We start from the raw sequence: 15,763 nt of genomic DNA on the forward strand, positions 1-15,763 counted from the left end.
CCTGCCCGAACTTCCCACACCAGCGGCGGACCGTCTCATGCGAGACGATCACACCGCGCTGGAGCATCAGCTCCTCCACCTCGCGGAAGCTGAGCGGGAATCGGAAGTACAGCCACACGCAGTGGGAGATGACCTCAACCGGATACCGGTGACCCCTGTACGACGGCGACGCGCTCTCCACGGACAGCCCCCTCCAGCATGATCAACCAGAAGATCATCCCATCCGGTCAGCCAACGTGACAGCGCCGCACAGGGGGTTCTCTGGGGCGCGGGGTGTGGTGCAACGGAGCAGACGGTGAGTTTGTTCAGCTCAACGCGCGGAGTGCCCAGAGTATTCGGTGCAACAGGTGTGGCGCTATCACCGCTTGGGGTGACGCGTGTGGGGCCGGGACCGTCGGCCTGTGCGGCGAACGGTCCCGGCTTCGGTTATGCGGTTGTCGGTGCCTCGACCGTCTTCAGCGGGGCGGTGTTCTTTTCCCGGGTGGGCAGGAAGGTGATGACGAGGATGGTGGTGAGGGCGGCGAGGCTGGCGCAGATGAAGGCGACGGCGCTCATGCCGGAGACGAAGGCGTCTTGTGCGGATTCCAGCAGTGTTCCGCCCTGGGGAGCGGGGAGTTTCTCGGCGGCTTTTGCGGCTGCGGCGACGTTGTCGAGGATGGCGTCTTGTGCCTCGGCGGGGAGCTGGGCGGGGACGTCGGGGTCGACGCCGCTCTGGTAGAGGGCGTTGAGGGTGGAGCCGAGGATGGCGACGCCGATGGAGGCGCCGATCTGGCGCATGGAGTTGGCCAGGGCGGAGCCGGCGCCGACGTGTTCCTCGGGGAGTGAGGAGAGGATCATGTCGAGGGTGGTGGGCATGGTGAAGCCGAGGGCGGCTCCCATGAGTGCGAGCGCGCTGCCGGTGACGGTGAAGTCGGTGTCGGCGTCGACGCCTGCGAGGACGAGCAGGCCGATGGTCCACATGATCATGCCGACGGTGATGACGGCCTTGGGGCCGGAGCGTTCGGCGATGCGGCCGCCGAGGCGGGCAGCGACGACGAGGGCGAGGATGAGGGGGAGCAGGTGCAGGCCGGTGGAGAAGGCGTCCTTGCCTTGGACCTGCTGGAAGAACTGGGGGACGACGAAGAGGACCCCGAAGAGGATGAACATCACGTGTGAGACGGTGATGCTGGCCCAGGTGAAGCGCTTGTTGCGGAAGAAGCCGAGGTCGACGAGGGGGCTTGCGGTCTTGCGCAGCCAGATCACCAGCGCGACGAGGAGGATGATCCCGCCGATTCCGGGCAGCAGGACGGCGGGGTCGCTCCAGCCGGCGTTGGGGACTTCGATGACCGCGTAGACGAAGGCAGTGACGCCGACGATGGACAGGGCGGCGCCGATGAGGTCCAGTCGCTTGGCGTTGGCGGCCCTGGTCTCGGGGACGAAGAGCACAATGCCCGTGATGGCCAGGACGATGACGGGGACGTTGATGAGGAAGATCGAGCCCCACCAGTAGTTGTCGAGGAGCCAGCCGCCGGCGAGGGGGCCGAGAGGGACGCCGAGGGCGAAGCCGGCGGTGGTGATGGCCATGGCCTTGGCGCGTTCGGCGGCGGGGAACATCAGAGGCACGATGGCCAGGGCGAGGGGGGTGATGGCGGCCGCGCCTGCGCCCATGATGACGCGGGCGATGATCAGGCCTTCGGAGCTGTCGACGCCCATGACCATGAGTGATCCCAGGCCGAACAGGAGCAGGCCGCCGATGAGGACCTTGCGTCGTCCGATGCGGTCGCCGAGCGCGCCGAAGGGCAGCAGGAGTCCGGCGAAGGGGAGGGTGTAGCCGTCGGTGAACCACTGGAGTTCGGTGGTGGTGGCGGACAGCTCGTTGGAGAGGGTGGGCAGCGCGACGGTGAGGATGGTCGCGTCGAGGCCGACGACCATCAGCCCGAAGACGGGTGCGGCGAGCGCGAGCCAGCGTCGGCGGGCCGGAGCTGGGGCCGCGGTCGGGTCGGTGGTGATGGGTCGGGTCGATGGCACGAGTGCTCCTCGGACGTGACGGGTCGTGTGATGGGTGCGGGGCGGGCGCCGTCCGCAGCCGGCTGGGGCGGGCGTGGAAATGCCGTCCGGCCCGGACGGGGGAGACCAGGCCGGACGGCGGTTCGGGGGTTAGCCGCAGCAAGTGCAGTTCGGGCCGCAGCAGCTGTCGGCCGTCTTCACGGGCGCAGCCTCGTGGGTGTGCGCGTGGGTGGTGGTGGGGGCGCAGCAGCCCTTGCCCTGCCAGGCCTCGATGCCTTCGCGGATGGCGATGGCGGCGATGACCAGGGCGGCCATGGGGTCGGCCCAGGTGTAGCCGAATGCGGTGTTGAGGAGGAGGCCGACGAGCAGGACTGCGGAGAGGTAGGTGCACAGCAGGGTCTGCTTGGAGTCGGCGACCGCGCTGGCGGAGCCGAGTTCACGTCCGGTACGCCGTTGGGCGGCGGACAGGAACGGCATGATCGCCAGTGACAGGGCGGCCAGGATGATGCCGGTGGTGGAGGTCTGGGCTTCGCCGCTGCCGGTCAGAGCACGTATGGAGTCGACGGTGACGTAGGCGGCGAGAGCGAAGAAGGAGACCGCGATGATGCGCAGGGTCTTCTTCTCTCGTGCCTGGCGTACGGCGTGGTCGCGGGCGGAGAACTGCCAGGCGACGGCGGTGGCGGAGGAGACCTCGATGAGGGAGTCGAGTCCGAAGCCGATCAGGGCGGTGGAGGAGGCGATCGTGCCGGCGGTCAGTGCGACGACGGCTTCGATGACGTTGTAGGTGATGGTGGCGGCGACCAGCAGCCGTATGCGGCGGGCGAGCAGGTCGCGCCGTGCCGGGGCGGGTCCTAGCGAGATGTCGGCGGCCATCGGTGGTCCTTCGCGTCGGTGCAGAGGGAGAGTCGGGGGGCGCGCTGTCTTGGAGCGGCGAGGGGGCGGGCGGTGGATGCGGTCGGGGTATGCGTGGTGCCGCCGGTCCCGGGGGCGGGACAGTGGTGAAGGGGGATACGGGCAGCCTGCTGGAGGCCGGCACCCCTCGAAGCTAGTACAGAAAGTTCTGAATTCACAAGAAGCTGAACTAGATTTGGTGTGCACTTACGCCGCCGCTGCGCACGTTTGCCCTGGTCGGCGCGCGAATCGACAGTTCAGATGTAGCTGAATTCAGGGATGTGGGTACTCTGGGGGCATGTTGACTATCGCTCCCGAGGTTGAGGTACTCGCCCGGTTCGGCCGTGCGCTGGCCGATCCGATCCGCTGCCAGTTGCTGCTGGCTCTGCGTGAGGCGCCGGCGCATCCGGCGGATCTGGCGGATCGGCTCGGGATCTCGCGGACACGGCTGTCGAACCATCTGGCGTGCCTGCGTGACTGCGGCCTGGTGGTGGCGGTGCCGGTGGGGCGCCGCACCCGCTACGAGCTCAGCGATGAGCGTCTGGGGCATGCGCTGGATGATCTGCGTTCCGCCGTGATCGCGGTGGAGGCGGACCGCACCTGCCCGGACGCGGAGGAGAAGGGCTGCTGCTGACCCCCGCCACCGGGCGGGGGCCGGAGCCCCGTGGTGTCAGGCGGTGGTGCGGTCGGGGCTCTCCAGCGCTTCCTTCAGTCGCTGGAGGGTGACCTTCATGGTCTGGCGGTTGTGGGTGGCGCGGTCGTGGATGCCGCTGACGAGGGGGCCGATGAAGTGCATGACGCGGCCCCGGGAGTCGGTCCATGTCTCGGTCACCTTGGTGGCCTGGCCGCCTGCTACGGGCTCGAAGGTGTAGCTCCAGGTGGCGATCGACAGGCCGATGCGTTCGACGTCGAAGGTGAACTCCCTTGCCTCGTCCGCGGCGGTGACGGTGCAGTTGGTGTTCCATGGCCGGCCCTTGGCGGAGTTGTTGTGGCCGGTGAAGCGCATCCCGACGCGGACGGCGGGGCTCTCGACGGCCGCGCCGGTGCATTCAGGGCTCCAGCGGCCCATGTCGGCGACGTTGGTGACGGCGTCGTACACCGCCTTCGGCGGCGCCTGGATCTCTATGGACTCGGAGACGGTCTTCGACATGACGGACGGTTTCCTTTCACAGGGGTAGGACCGGGTCTGTGACGTGCACCGGCACCCGCCCGCGGGCCGGCCCCGGACCACCCGGTCCGGGGCCGGCGGGCTATCCGCAGACCAGGTTGCAGATGGCGGAGAGTGCGCCGGCGCCTATCAGGGCGACGGGTGCCGCAGCGATCGAGCAGGCCGCGGCGAATGCGCCCGCGGCGGTCATGGAGCTGCAGCACTTGGGGTGGTTGATCAGGTGGTAGCGGCGGGCGCTGACCTGGCAGGTGCGGGCCGCCGCACGGGTGACGGGCACGGGTGCCGTATCCGTGATGGGTTCGGCGGTCCAGCGGCCGAGTGCGTCGGCGGTGACGTGCCGGCCGCACTGGTTGCGGGCCGCGCAGTCGGCGCGCATTTCGATCAGTGCGCCGAACCGCTCCGCGAAGCGGACGGCCATCTGTCCCTTGGGCAGCGCCGAGCGCAGTGCCTCGCACAGCTCGGTGAACAGGTGGTGGCGCTCTTCGAGGTGGGCCTGTTCATGGGCCAGGATCGAGTCGACCTCGGCGCCAGTGAACCGGTCCAGCAGCGAGTCGGAGATCACCGCGTGCCCGCCCGCGGGCCCCGGGACGCTGTAGGCGAGGGGCTGTCGGCTGGGCAGGACCATCGCGCGGCGGGCCCTGGAAGGCTGGCCGAACAGTTCCAGCAGGGCCCGGTGCTTGGACCGCCGCTTGCAGGCGGCATGGTGGAGTTTCAGGAATGAGTACGCCACCCGCCCGGCGAACAGCCACGCGGCGGCGAGTGCCACCACATCCGCCGGCACACTCAGCACGCGGTGGTTGAGCGTGGCGTCCACGTGCGTGGCGAACGCGTACGTCCCGGCGAGCAGGGCCGTGAGCGCCCCGACCATGCCGGCGACCCACAGCGACAGCGCCGCGCACGGCGCCCTGTAGGGCCAGTCGGCAACGGAGACGACCGACATGGTCGCTCCCGCGAGGACTACTGACAACAGCACAAGACAGAGCGCATCCACATATCCCCCGTACATTTTGTCTCATTCGTGCCCGTTTTGCGGTCGGACTGGTCCCGCCCCCGGAACGGTCCGTTCGAGCACAGCCTTCGGCGCCCCGTGCGCCGCAGGCTCAGGTCGTGTCGTGATTCCTGTCCTGCCGGCCGAGGGTGTCGGCCAGTGCCTGGCGCGCCTCGGGGCTGATGACGTCGACGAACCGCAGCATCGCCTCGTGGTCGTCGCCCGCGATGCCCAGTGCGTCGCTCATGAGCTCGGCGAACAGCACCTCGCGGGTGGCGACGGCACTGAAGAGGTGGGCCCGGGTCTGGGTGTCCTGCTTGACCAGGCCCTTGCGGGCCAGGCGCTGCAGCGTGGTCAGCACGGTCGTGTACGCGATGCGTCGCGTCATTGCGAGTGCTTCGTGTACTTCACGGACCGTCTGCGGCTGCTCGGACCGCCACAGGCAGTCCAGCACCGTCCGCTCAAGGTCACCCAGTTGCGCCATGGCCGACAGCATAGGCGATCGATTCCTGCTTGACTATCGCCGTAGTACTACTGCGATAGTAGAACTGCTGCGGTGAGCCGGACGGCGCCTCGCCTCCCTCCCGCGTGCCTTTTTCAAATGCCGTGAAAACAAGGGGGATTCATGGACTTCTTCACCATGCTCGGCTGCCCGGAAGCGGCCTTCCGGCAGGCCGACGGCGAGTGTCAGGCATCCGTCACCGCCGCGCTGCGCGACAACTTCGCCCACCACGCCGAGCACAACGCCTTCTACCGCGCCCAGTGCGAGGCCGCCGGCATCAAGCCGAGCGAGATCACCCAGCTCGCCGACCTCACGAAGATCCCGCTGCTGCCGGTGCGGATGTTCAAGCAGCCCGACGCGCACGTCCTGATGACCGCCCCGCTGACCGACGTCGAGCTGGAGATCCGTTCGACCGGCACCGGCGGCGTGCCCAGCGTGGCCCGCCGAGACGTCACCACCACCAGCCGCGTCCTGACCGGGATCTTCGCCCAGTACCGCGAGTTCTTCGGCGTAGGCAACGGCGCGGGCCTCTTCCTGTGCCCCTCGACCGCCGAGACCCCCGAGATGGGCATGGTCAAGGCCTTCAACGTCCTCAACGGTCTCCTGGACGACCACGCCTACATCGTGCGCGACTACGCCTTCGACCCCGCCGAGGCCCTCGCCCGCCTCGAAGGGTGGGAGGACGCGATGACCCGCCACATCATCGGCCCGCCCTTCCTCGTCGGCCGCCTCCTGCGCTTCCTGGAACTGGAGGACATCCGACTCCAGCTCGACCCCGACTCCCTGGTCATCACCCTCGGCGGCTGGAAGCGCTACACCGGCGAGTCCATCAGCCGCGAGGAGTTCAACTCCAAAATCGAGACCTACCTCGGCATCCCCGCCGAGAACGTCCGCGACATGTACGGCATGATCGAGTCGAACATGCTGGCCATGGAGTGCGAGCACCACCGCAAGCACGTGCCGCCGTGGTCCTACATCTCCATCCGCGACGTCGAGAACACCGACGTCGAGCTGGAGCCGGGCAAGACCGGCGTCATCGCCCTCCTGGACGCCCTCAGCACCGGCTACCCCGCCTTCATCCTCAGCGAGGACGTCGGCGAGGTCGACCACACCCCCTGCCCCTGCGGCCGCACCGGCCAGACCGTCTCCTTCCGCCGCCGCCTGCAGGGCGCCGAACTCGGCTGCTGCGCGGTCAGCATCGAGAAGTTCATCGACAGCCAGGAGATCGTCGCCGAGTGCGAGGTCCCCCAGCCGGCCACCGGCACGGAGGGCTGAGCATCATGCCCCGCTACAGCCCCACCGTCGTCGACCACTTCACCAACCCGCGCAACCCCGGCGAGGTCGAGAACCCGGACGTCACCGCCTTCATCGGCAACCCCGTCTGCGGCGACCAGATCATGCTCACCGCCCGCATCACCGACGGCACCATCGCCGACATCCGCTTCCGCGCCCACGGCTGCGCCGCCTCCCTGGCCACCGCCAGCGTCATCACCGAAGCCCTCCACGGCCAGCCCCTCGACTCCGTCGAGGCCTGGGACGACGAGCACGTGGAGACCCTCCTGGGCCGGCTCTCGCCCGACCAGCGCCACGTGACCGCGCTCGGCCGCCAGGTCGCCCAGCGCCTCCTGCGCAACCACCGGGAAGGAGTAGCCGATGACGCACCCCTCGTCTGTTCCTAGCCCGTCCCTGCCCAGCGAGGACGAGACGGGCATCTACCTCGACAACGCCGCCACCACCCCGATCTGTACCCCGGCCCGCCAGGCCGTCCTGGACGGCATGACGATCACCGGGAACCCCTCCAGCCGCCACGAGGCCGGAGACCATGCCAAGGAAGCCCTCGACGCCTCCCGTGAGCAGCTCGCCGCCCTGCTGAACTGCACCCCGGCCGAGGTCGTCTTCACCGCCGGCGGATCCGAGTCCGACGCCCTGGCGATCTGCGGAACCGTCCTGGCCGCCGAGCAGCCCGTGCACCTCATCACCACCGCCATCGAGCACTCGGCCGTCCTCGAAGCCTGCGAACTCGCCCGCAAGCTCGGTGCCGAGGTCACCATCGTCAACCCCGACGGCCGGGGCTGGATCGACCCCGACACCATCCGCCAGGCGCTGCGGCCGAACACCGCCCTGATATCGGTGATGCAGGTCAACAACGAGACCGGCGTCATCCAGCCCATCAGCGAAATCGCCGCCATCGCCCACCAGGCGGGCGCGCTCCTGCACACCGACGCCGTCCAGGCCGCCGGCAAGCTCCCGATCCCCGCAGAAGCCGACCTCGTCTCCGTCTCGGCCCACAAGTTCTACGGTCCCAAGGGCATCGGAGCCCTCAAGGTCGCCGACCACGTCCGCCTCGCCCCGCTCATCCGCGGCGGCAGCCAGGAACGCGGCCTGCGCGCCGGCACCGAGAACGTCCCCGGCATCCTCGGCATGGCCGCGGCCGCCCGCACCGCCCTCGCCCACCTGGACGACCCCGCCGTCCAGGCCCACCGCTACGCCCTGCGCGACGCGCTCCTGCGCGGCCTCGGTCAGGCGGGTGACTTCCACATCAACGGCGACGGTGCACCCACCCTGCCCGACACCCTCAACATCTCCTTCACCGGCCTGCGCGGCGACACCCTCGTCGACGTCCTGGCCGTGCACGGGGTGTGCGTCTCCGCGGGATCCGCCTGCCACGCCGGCAGCGACAGCCCCTCCCATGTCCTGACCGCCATGGGCATCCCGCCGGAACAGGCGAAGGCAGCCATCCGTTTCAGCACCGGCCACACCACCACCCTCACCGAGGTGGAGGAAGCCGCCCGCCTGACCGTGGCCGCGGTCGGCCGACTGCGCGCACTCGGCCCGATCACCCCGCAGGCGAGCCGTGTCTGAGACCGCGCACATCAGCGACCAGTTCGCGCTCGCACCCCCGCACACCGCCCACGAGGCACCGTTCGTCTCCCACCCCGACCCGGCAACCGCCCGGCAGGTGGAGATCAACGCCCCCGTACGCAACCTGCAGATGCTGGAACTGCAGATCGCGGGCGGCGCCAGCGAGGTCTACGTCGCACACCGCTCCCCGGCAGGCGTCAGCTTCGACGCCCTGCCGGGCCGGCGGGACGGCGACCCCACCCAGATCTCCAACCCGCGCCTCCTGAAATCGATCACCAAGCAGGCACACGACGCAGGCCTGCGCGTCCATCTGGCCGCCGACGCTCCCGCCATCCCCGCCGACCTACGCGAGGCCTACCTCGCCCACGTCGCCCAGGGCATCGACGCGGGCGCGGACAGCGTCATGGTCGCCTCCCTGCCCGCCGCCCGCCAGGTCCGTGACACCCACCCCACCATCCCGCTCACCGCGGCCGGCGGCATGGGCGTCACCACCACCGCCTTCGCCCGGCACCTGCGCGACACCTACCGGATCGGCCGCATCGTCACCCCGCACGCCTCCGGCCTCGATGAGATCGCCGCGTTCTGCCGGCTCGACGGCATCGAGGTCGAAGTGCCCGTGCAGACCGGATCCGGCGCCGACTGCCACTCCTGCCGCCTGCCCGACCAGCGCGGGGCCGGCCTCGGCTGCCGCGTCGGCTACCAGGACGACAACGACAGCGCGGCAACCCGGGACTTGGGCGGGTTCCTCGACGGCGCCTCCGACTGCGCCCTGTGCGACATCCCCTCCCTGGCCGCCCTCGGCGTCAAGGCCCTGCAGATCCCCGGCCGGGAAAGCCCCATCGTCCGCCAGAACGCCAAGATCACCCAGATGTACCGGCGTGCCCTCAACGGCATCGAGAAGGGCTGGAGCACCCGCCAGACCATCGAGGACATCGACCGCATCGAACTGACCTGGCAGATGGGCTGGGTGCCCCGGATGTGCGAGCAGCAGCGCTGCCGCTTCCGCGACACCCCCCGCCGCCGAGCACACGTGTGAGACAGGAGGACACCACCATGCCGGTCGACATCCGCCTGACCACACCCGCACGCCTTACCGAAGTCCTCGCCCTGGACATCGACGCCGTGAGCATCGGCCAGGAGGGCTGCCACCACAAGCTCCCCGACACCGACACACTGCGTCACTCGCTGGACCGCATCCGCACCGCCGGCCTCCGCGCCGGCCTCGTCCTGCCCACCGCCTGGCAGCGCCACGCCGGCATCCAGGCCGACACCGCGCTCGCCCTGGCCGAAGACGGGCCGCTGACCTGCACCGTCAACGACCTCGGCACCCTCGCCCACCTCGCCGACCGCGCACCCGCCACCTGCGAACTCGTCCTCGGCCTGGCCCTGCGTCCCGGCCGAGCGCACGACGCGGCCGAGGAGCCCCGCCACCCTGCCGAGCCCACCGCCTACGACGACGCCTTCCTCACCGAGTACGCCGCCTTCGGCGTCCGAGTCCTGGAAGCCGACAGCGCAGCGGCCGTCGATGCCCCTGCCGGTTGGACGGTGCGCCGCCTGGCGGACATCACCCCGGTGGCCTGGGCCCGCGCCTGCCCCACCGCCCGCCACCATCACCTGGCCCCGCCCAACTGCGCAAGCGCCTGTGACAGCCCGATCGGGCTCACCGCCACCCACCGCTGGCAGCTCGGCCACGGCCACCGCGAACCCATCCCGGTCGCCGACCGCCCGCACCAGCCCCACCTGATCGTCTACGGCAACACCGCATACGCGCAGGCCACCGCCCCAGCCACGCCGACGACGAGCGACGTCATCGTCGACGCCCGCTTCCACACACCCCCAGAACTCGCCGCGCGCACCGCCACCCTGCGCCCGGCCCTGGCAGCACACCTGTAGGAGGACGCCATGGTCGACCTCGCCCTGAGCACCGATCAGCAAGACATCGTCGACGAAGCCCGAGCGGCAGCCCGCGCCTTCCTCGCACCCCGCGCCACGCAGTACGACCGCGACGCAGCCTTCCCCCGTGCCAACATCACCGACCTCCACGACGCGGGCCTGCTCGGCCTGCTCATCCCCACCGAGTACGGCGGCACCGGTGCCGACCTGACGTCCTGGGCGCTGGCCGTCGCCGAACTCGCCGAAGCCTGCGGCTCCACCGCCCTGATCTTCGCCATGCACTCCAGCGCCGCCCGCCTCCTGGCCGCCGACGCACCCACCAACCCCTACGCCGCCCAAGTCCTCAAGGAAGTCACCACAGAAGGCAAACTCCTCAGCTTCGGCTTCTCCGAACCCGGCACCGGCGGCAACATCCTCAACCCGCAGCTGCGCGCCACCGTCGACGGCGACCAGATTCACCTCAAGGGCACCAAGGCGTTCTGTACCGGAGCCGGCCACGCCGACTACTACGTCATCAACGGCCACAGCGGCGAAACCGACTTCCGGCGTTCCCAGACCATGGCGATCATTCCTGCAGCCCAGCCCGGCCTGCAGGTCAAGGAAGTCTGGGACGCCATGGGCATGCGCGCGAACAGCGCCAACACCCTCCTGCTGGACTGCCGCATCCCTGCCCAGGCCACTGTGGGCGGGCCCGGTGGCGGCATGGCACACCTGCCCCACGCCCTGCCGGCCCTCACCCTCGGACTGTCCGCGGCCTCCCTCGGCATCGCCCGCGCCTGCCAGGCCTTCGCCGACCACCACGTCATGACCCGCACCCTGGCCCCCACCGGCCAGCCCCTCGCCGCGTTCCAGGCCGTACGCCTGCACATCGCCGACATCGCCACCCAGGTCCACACCGCGCGCCTCGCGCTCCTGCACGGAGCCTGGACCGCCGAAAACGATCCCCTGGAAGTCCTCAGCGTCCTCAACACCACCAAGTACATCTGCAACAAGGCCGCCATCGACGTCGCCGACACCGCCATGCAGGTCACAGGCGGCCACGGCTTCCTGCGAACCAACCCGCTGGAGCGCCACTACCGCGACGCCCGCGCCGGCGCCGTCATGGGCAGCAACCTCGACGCGCTGCGGGACATGATCGGCAAGGCCGCCCTCGGCCTGGACCCGCGCAGCGACACCATCACCGCACCCACAGGAGAGCCCCGACCGTGACCGCCGTCCAGCCCACCGAAGAGCAGATCACCGCCACCCTCAAGACCGCCCTCACCGAAGTGCTGGAGCCCGCGGACCTCGCCCACGTCGACCTCGACGCCGTCGGCCCCCACACCCCGCTGCTCAGCCTGCCGCTGGACTCGATCACCCTCGTAAGCGCCATGAGCCGCATCGAGACCGAGTACCGCGTCTTCATCCCCGAACAGAAGGCGTTCGCGTTCAAGACCGTCGCCGACCTCGCCGAGTTCGTCCAGGAACGCGTCCAGGCCAAGGCCGCCCGCACCGCCCAGTGAAAGGGGCCCCATGACCACCGCCACCCAGCCCCTGCTGGACTACACCGCCCTCGCAGCCCACAGCAGTGGCCTGGCCTTCCTCGATTCCCGCGGCGTCACCGGCGAAATCACCTACGCCGACCTCGACACCCGCGCCCGCACCGCCGCCGCAGCCCTGCACGAGCGTGGACTCCGCCCAGGCGACAGGGCCGTCCTCCCCATGCCCTCCAGCCCCGACTACTTCACCGTGCTGGCCGCCTGCCTCCTCGCCGGTGTCGCCCCATGCACCGTGGTGATCCCCTCCAACCCGCAGGACGTCCAATCCGCCGGCATGCGCCAGTTCGCAGCCGTCCTCTCCGTCGTCCGCCCGGCAGCCGTCATCGCCGCAGACGAGGACACCGCGAAGGCCCTCGCCCAGGTTCCCGGCCCGCTCTACCTGCACCCCGACGACCTACGGCACGCCCCGCCGGAGTCCTTCCAGCCAGCCATCCCGGGCCCGGACACCGTCCACCACATCCAGCTCACCTCCGGCTCGACCACCGCCCCGAAGGCCGCCACCCTCACCTACGCGCAGGTCAGCGCCAACGTCAACGGGCTCCGGACCGCCTTCCAGCTCACCCCTGGCCACGACCGGATCTGCAACTGGCTGCCGCTCCACCACGACATGGGCTTCGTCGTCGCCCTCACCGCGCTCCACAGCGGCACCCCGCTGGACTCCATGTCCCCCATGGGATTCCTACGCGACCCACTGTCCTGGCTGCGGCACATATCCCAGCGCGGGGCCACCATCACCAGTGGCCCGCCCTTCGGCTACCGCACCGCCGTCGAGCGCTACCGCCGCACTCCCGCACAAGACCTGGACCTCTCCCGGCTGAGGCAGGCCCACGTCGGCGCCGAACCCATCCCCTACAGCGTCCTGGTCGACTTCCGTGACACCTTCGCCGCCCACGGACTGGCCACCGACACCCTCATGCCCTGCTACGGCATGGCCGAGACCGTCCTGGGCGCCACCATGTCCCTCAAGCCGTACCCGGCCACCGAACACTCATGGGGCCGCGTCAAGGCCGTCCGCCTCGACCGCGAAGCCCTCCACCACCACAACACGATCACTCCCGCCCACGACGACCGCCCCGACATCACCGTCGTCGCCTGCGGCCAGCCCGTCGGCGGCCTCACCGCCGAGATCCGCCACCCCGACGGCACCCGCTGCGGAGACAACGAAATCGGCGAAATCCACCTGCACGGCGACTCCGTAATGGCCGGTTACCTCAAGCCGGACGGCCGGCCAACACCCGTCCCCGAGCGCACCCACGCCACCGGAGACCTCGGCTTCCACCGCGACGGTGACCTCTACATCGTCGGCCGCCTCAAGGAAATGATCGTCGTCCGCGGCCGCAACCTGCCCCCCTACGACGTCGAGCAGACCATCGAAACCCTCCCGGCCGTCGGCGCGGGAAACAGCGCCGTCTTCTCCCACGCCGACAACGACGGCGAACACGTCATCGCCGTCATCGAGACCCGCACCCCCGCCGACCAGGCCGCCGCACTGCGCCTGGAGATCGCCACCCTCGTACGCCAGTCCTTCGGCTTCACCCCCCGCGAGATCATCCTCGTCCGCCGAGGCCAGATACCCCGCACCACCAGCGGCAAGCGGCAGCGTGCCCAGCTCCGACGGCAGTACCTCACCGGAGGCCTGACCTAATGCACAGCACCGTCCCCCGCGGACACCACCTCGACGGCCCCAGCACGCCCGAAGCGCACCGGGACCTCCGCAGCCTGATGGGCGAACTGCCCGCGGGGGTCACGGTGCTCACCACGATGTCACCCGAGGGCCCTGTGGGAATGACCACCAGCGCCGTCACCTCGCTGTCGATGAACCCGCCCATGATCCTGGCCTGCCTGACAAGCACCTCCGCCACCCTGGCACGCATCCTCAGCCACCGAACCTTCGCCGTGAACATCCTCACCGACGCCATGGAAGACACCTCCGACCGCTTCGCCCACGGACCGGTCCTGGAACGCTTCGCCGCCGTGCCCCACCACCTCGTTGACGACGTCCCGCTGCTGGACGGCGCAGCCGGAGCCGCTATCTGTCACGTCGCCGCCACCCACCCCGGCGGCGACCACACCATCCTGACGGCCACCGTGACCCGCACCCTCCACGGCGACGGATCCCCCCTCCTGCGCCACCGCGCCGCCTACCGCAGAATCCGGTAAGCGGCACGCCAGAGCAGCCAACAACCCCGCACCGCACAAGCGCCGACGGCCGAAGCAAGGAAGGCAGCCCATGCGCACCGAGAGGCTCCACCGGCACCTCGGCCTCCCCGCCCGCATCGGATACAGGCCCCCGGGAGGCCACGCCGACATATGGCTCCTGCGCGCCACCCCCCACCTGGCCGCCGTCGCGCGAGGAGACATTGCCCTCCTCAGCCCCGAAGAGCAGAACCGCGTCCGGCAACTCCCCACCCCGCACAGCCAGGACACCTACCTCGTCGCCCACCTGGCCCTGCGCACTCTCCTCGGAAGCTGCCTCGGACAGCCCCCAGCCGAGGTCGCTCTCGCACGGGCGGACTGCCCGCTGTGCCAGGAACCCCACGGACGACCCATCCTGCAGCACACGTCCGGACTCCACTTCTCCCTCTCCCACGTACGCGACCTGATCACGATCGGCTTGGCCCGAACCCCGATCGGCGTCGACATCGAGGCCACTGACCGCGTCCGCCACGAGACCCTGGCCCGCCGCCTCCACCCGGCCGAACACGCCGCCATCGAAGCCCTCCCTGCGGCCCGGCGCCACGACGCACTCGTCAGATGCTGGACACGCAAAGAGGCCTACCTCAAAGGCCTCGGAACAGGGCTGGCCACCCCACCCAACCAGGTCAACGTCGGTACCGGCCTGGCCCAGCAAGACGACGAAGAACTCGCCGTCAGAAACGGCTGGACCCTCACCGCCATCACCGCACCAGCCGGCTACGCAGCCTCCCTGGCCCTCCTGCTCCCACCCGGAACACGCAACCGCACAACGGTTCGGACGCGAACCACTCACCCGCGCGCCCATCCCTCCCTCCTCGCGGCAAACGGCACCACCACATCCCGCCGAACCATCACGCGGCCGCGAGTGCCTGAACCACTGCGATCCGTGTGACCGAGGGCCCGACTGACAGATACCGCCGCATCGCAGAGCTGCCCTCGTTACCAGCACGCGGCAACTGCCCCGCGGTTGCCTCAGCCACGCTGGTTGAGAGCGCGGGTCAGGTCCCGGTTCGCGGCGCGGGCTGCGTCGAGTTCGGCCTCCCGCTCCTCCAGCGCCCCAGTCAGCTCGACATTGCGTTGTTCGAGCAGGGTGATGCGGGTGTTGAGCTCGGCGACATCGGCGGGGGGCCCGAGACCGGAGGTCCGCCAGACTTCTTTACCGAGCGCTTTCGACAGGCGCTCTTCGAGCTGCTGGACGCGGGCGGCCCGGCGGGCACTACGTGCCGCTGCGTTGGCCAGGTCGGCTTGTAGCGACGACCGGGTGACGGCCGGCCCGCCCGCGGCCGGGGCAGCCGGTTCACGGGCCGCGGTGTGGAGGACTTCTAGGAGGTCGCGGTGGCGGTAGAGGAAGGTGCGATCGACTTGGGCGGCCCGCGCGATGGCCGACGCAGTCAGCGGCGCCCCTTCGCGCCGGGCGACCGTGATGGCGTTTGCCACGCGGGTGCGGCGTCGTTCGGTGCCGGCTTGGCGGCCGTTGTTCATGGCGGGGCGTTGTCACGTTGTTGGGTGTGTGGGTGTCTGACGGTGTGTTGAGGTGTGGTGGGGCCGGGTGCCGGCCCTGGGCTCAGGCTGCGGCAGGCCGGCCGGTGACGCCGGTGTTCTGTTCCCCGATGGTGAAGCGGACGGTCGTTTCGGTGCGGTGTCGGGTGCCGGTCATCAGGTGGCGGTGGGGTCGGAAGTGGGGTGAGATGCCGGTGAACGCGGACAGGAACCGCTGCGCGGCGCCCGCGCCGCGGAAG

At 70.1% G+C, this 15,763-nt stretch carries 17 protein-coding genes and 2 pseudogenes; 11 read left to right on the top strand and 8 right to left on the bottom strand.

The features are described from left to right. The 3 genes and pseudogenes from AB0915_RS34135 to AB0915_RS34145 form a co-directional block, all read right to left on the bottom strand. Positions 1 to 181: pseudogene (locus AB0915_RS34135) on the bottom strand (IS6 family transposase); the annotation flags it as partial. Between the two features lie 245 nt (positions 182 to 426). After that, positions 427 to 2,007 (bottom strand): DHA2 family efflux MFS transporter permease subunit, encoded by a 1,581-nt coding sequence (locus AB0915_RS34140; protein WP_366694756.1) that lies wholly within the window; start codon positions 2,005 to 2,007, stop codon positions 427 to 429. 129 nt (positions 2,008 to 2,136) lie between these two features. Next, positions 2,137 to 2,859 (bottom strand): cation transporter, encoded by a 723-nt coding sequence (locus AB0915_RS34145; RefSeq protein WP_366694757.1) that lies wholly within the window; start codon positions 2,857 to 2,859, stop codon positions 2,137 to 2,139. Positions 2,860 to 3,175: 316 nt separating this feature from the next. On the opposite strand from AB0915_RS34145, the gene AB0915_RS34150 reads away from it, so the two are divergent. Further along, entirely contained in the window at positions 3,176 to 3,511 is a 336-nt protein-coding gene (locus AB0915_RS34150) for a metalloregulator ArsR/SmtB family transcription factor (RefSeq protein ID WP_366694758.1), read from the top strand. A 36-nt stretch (positions 3,512 to 3,547) separates the two neighbouring features. Here AB0915_RS34150 and AB0915_RS34155 read toward each other — a convergent pair whose 3' ends face one another. From AB0915_RS34155 to AB0915_RS34165, 3 genes are all read right to left on the bottom strand, one after another. Further along, on the bottom strand, positions 3,548 to 4,027 hold the full coding sequence (locus tag AB0915_RS34155; protein WP_366694759.1) for an SRPBCC family protein: 480 nt from the start codon (positions 4,025 to 4,027) through the stop codon (positions 3,548 to 3,550). Between the two features lie 100 nt (positions 4,028 to 4,127). Beyond that, positions 4,128 to 4,985: a M56 family metallopeptidase gene (locus AB0915_RS34160; RefSeq protein ID WP_366694760.1), complete on the bottom strand. Its 858-nt coding sequence runs from the start codon at positions 4,983 to 4,985 to the stop codon at positions 4,128 to 4,130. Positions 4,986 to 5,145: 160 nt separating this feature from the next. Beyond that, positions 5,146 to 5,517 (bottom strand): BlaI/MecI/CopY family transcriptional regulator, encoded by a 372-nt coding sequence (locus AB0915_RS34165; RefSeq protein ID WP_366694761.1) that lies wholly within the window; start codon positions 5,515 to 5,517, stop codon positions 5,146 to 5,148. Between the two features lie 141 nt (positions 5,518 to 5,658). Here AB0915_RS34165 and AB0915_RS34170 point away from each other — a divergent pair, with 141 nt between their 5' ends. The 10 genes from AB0915_RS34170 (at position 5,659) to AB0915_RS34215 (ending at position 14,916) form a co-directional block, all read left to right on the top strand. Further along, a complete protein-coding gene (locus AB0915_RS34170) occupies positions 5,659 to 6,810 on the top strand; it encodes a hypothetical protein (RefSeq protein ID WP_366694762.1) in 1,152 nt (383 codons plus the stop codon). A 5-nt stretch (positions 6,811 to 6,815) separates the two neighbouring features. Then, a complete protein-coding gene (locus AB0915_RS34175) occupies positions 6,816 to 7,214 on the top strand; it encodes an iron-sulfur cluster assembly scaffold protein (RefSeq protein WP_366694763.1) in 399 nt (132 codons plus the stop codon). Beyond that, entirely contained in the window at positions 7,189 to 8,397 is a 1,209-nt protein-coding gene (locus AB0915_RS34180; RefSeq protein ID WP_366694764.1) for a cysteine desulfurase family protein, read from the top strand. The genes AB0915_RS34175 and AB0915_RS34180 overlap by 26 nt, the downstream gene beginning before the upstream one ends. Next, on the top strand, positions 8,390 to 9,433 hold the full coding sequence (locus AB0915_RS34185) for a U32 family peptidase (protein ID WP_366694765.1): 1,044 nt from the start codon (positions 8,390 to 8,392) through the stop codon (positions 9,431 to 9,433). The genes AB0915_RS34180 and AB0915_RS34185 overlap by 8 nt, the downstream gene beginning before the upstream one ends. Positions 9,434 to 9,450: 17 nt before the next feature. After that, positions 9,451 to 10,290: a hypothetical protein gene (locus AB0915_RS34190; protein ID WP_366694766.1), complete on the top strand. Its 840-nt coding sequence runs from the start codon at positions 9,451 to 9,453 to the stop codon at positions 10,288 to 10,290. 9 nt (positions 10,291 to 10,299) lie between these two features. Then, complete coding sequence (locus AB0915_RS34195; protein ID WP_366694767.1) at positions 10,300 to 11,499, top strand: acyl-CoA dehydrogenase family protein; 1,200 nt, start codon at positions 10,300 to 10,302, stop codon at positions 11,497 to 11,499. Further along, positions 11,496 to 11,792: an acyl carrier protein gene (locus AB0915_RS34200; RefSeq protein ID WP_366694768.1), complete on the top strand. Its 297-nt coding sequence runs from the start codon at positions 11,496 to 11,498 to the stop codon at positions 11,790 to 11,792. Before AB0915_RS34195 ends, AB0915_RS34200 begins: the two co-directional genes overlap by 4 nt. A 10-nt stretch (positions 11,793 to 11,802) precedes the next feature. Then, positions 11,803 to 13,473 (top strand): AMP-binding protein, encoded by a 1,671-nt coding sequence (locus AB0915_RS34205; RefSeq protein ID WP_366694769.1) that lies wholly within the window; start codon positions 11,803 to 11,805, stop codon positions 13,471 to 13,473. Then, positions 13,473 to 13,988 (top strand): flavin reductase family protein, encoded by a 516-nt coding sequence (locus AB0915_RS34210; RefSeq protein WP_366694770.1) that lies wholly within the window; start codon positions 13,473 to 13,475, stop codon positions 13,986 to 13,988. The genes AB0915_RS34205 and AB0915_RS34210 overlap by 1 nt, the downstream gene beginning before the upstream one ends. Positions 13,989 to 14,058: 70 nt before the next feature. Next, positions 14,059 to 14,916: a 4'-phosphopantetheinyl transferase superfamily protein gene (locus AB0915_RS34215; protein ID WP_366694771.1), complete on the top strand. Its 858-nt coding sequence runs from the start codon at positions 14,059 to 14,061 to the stop codon at positions 14,914 to 14,916. 80 nt (positions 14,917 to 14,996) lie between these two features. Here AB0915_RS34215 and AB0915_RS34220 read toward each other — a convergent pair whose 3' ends face one another. Together AB0915_RS34220 and AB0915_RS34225 are read right to left on the bottom strand one after the other, a co-directional pair. Beyond that, complete coding sequence (locus AB0915_RS34220; protein ID WP_366694772.1) at positions 14,997 to 15,506, bottom strand: hypothetical protein; 510 nt, start codon at positions 15,504 to 15,506, stop codon at positions 14,997 to 14,999. Positions 15,507 to 15,588: 82 nt separating this feature from the next. Beyond that, positions 15,589 to 15,763 (bottom strand): annotated as a pseudogene (locus AB0915_RS34225) (IS6 family transposase); the annotation flags it as partial.

The sequence above is a fragment of the Streptomyces sp. NPDC048411 genome (genome assembly GCF_040704695.1).
Taxonomy (GTDB): Bacteria; Actinomycetota; Actinomycetes; order Streptomycetales; family Streptomycetaceae; genus Streptomyces.

Excerpts from the sequence above, each read along its gene's own strand:
- AB0915_RS34145 (WP_366694757.1), bottom strand. The coding sequence starts at position 2,859 with ATGGCCGCCGACATCTCGCTAGGACCCGCCCCGGCACGGCGCGACCTG.
- AB0915_RS34150 (WP_366694758.1), top strand. The coding sequence starts at position 3,176 with ATGTTGACTATCGCTCCCGAGGTTGAGGTACTCGCCCGGTTCGGCCGT.
- AB0915_RS34155 (WP_366694759.1), bottom strand. The coding sequence starts at position 4,027 with ATGTCGAAGACCGTCTCCGAGTCCATAGAGATCCAGGCGCCGCCGAAG.
- AB0915_RS34160 (WP_366694760.1), bottom strand. The coding sequence starts at position 4,985 with ATGTCGGTCGTCTCCGTTGCCGACTGGCCCTACAGGGCGCCGTGCGCG.
- AB0915_RS34165 (WP_366694761.1), bottom strand. The coding sequence starts at position 5,517 with ATGGCGCAACTGGGTGACCTTGAGCGGACGGTGCTGGACTGCCTGTGG.
- AB0915_RS34170 (WP_366694762.1), top strand. The coding sequence starts at position 5,659 with ATGGACTTCTTCACCATGCTCGGCTGCCCGGAAGCGGCCTTCCGGCAG.
- AB0915_RS34175 (WP_366694763.1), top strand. The coding sequence starts at position 6,816 with ATGCCCCGCTACAGCCCCACCGTCGTCGACCACTTCACCAACCCGCGC.
- AB0915_RS34180 (WP_366694764.1), top strand. The coding sequence starts at position 7,189 with ATGACGCACCCCTCGTCTGTTCCTAGCCCGTCCCTGCCCAGCGAGGAC.
- AB0915_RS34190 (WP_366694766.1), top strand. The coding sequence starts at position 9,451 with ATGCCGGTCGACATCCGCCTGACCACACCCGCACGCCTTACCGAAGTC.
- AB0915_RS34195 (WP_366694767.1), top strand. The coding sequence starts at position 10,300 with ATGGTCGACCTCGCCCTGAGCACCGATCAGCAAGACATCGTCGACGAA.
- AB0915_RS34205 (WP_366694769.1), top strand. The coding sequence starts at position 11,803 with ATGACCACCGCCACCCAGCCCCTGCTGGACTACACCGCCCTCGCAGCC.
- AB0915_RS34210 (WP_366694770.1), top strand. The coding sequence starts at position 13,473 with ATGCACAGCACCGTCCCCCGCGGACACCACCTCGACGGCCCCAGCACG.
- AB0915_RS34215 (WP_366694771.1), top strand. The coding sequence starts at position 14,059 with ATGCGCACCGAGAGGCTCCACCGGCACCTCGGCCTCCCCGCCCGCATC.
- AB0915_RS34220 (WP_366694772.1), bottom strand. The coding sequence starts at position 15,506 with ATGAACAACGGCCGCCAAGCCGGCACCGAACGACGCCGCACCCGCGTG.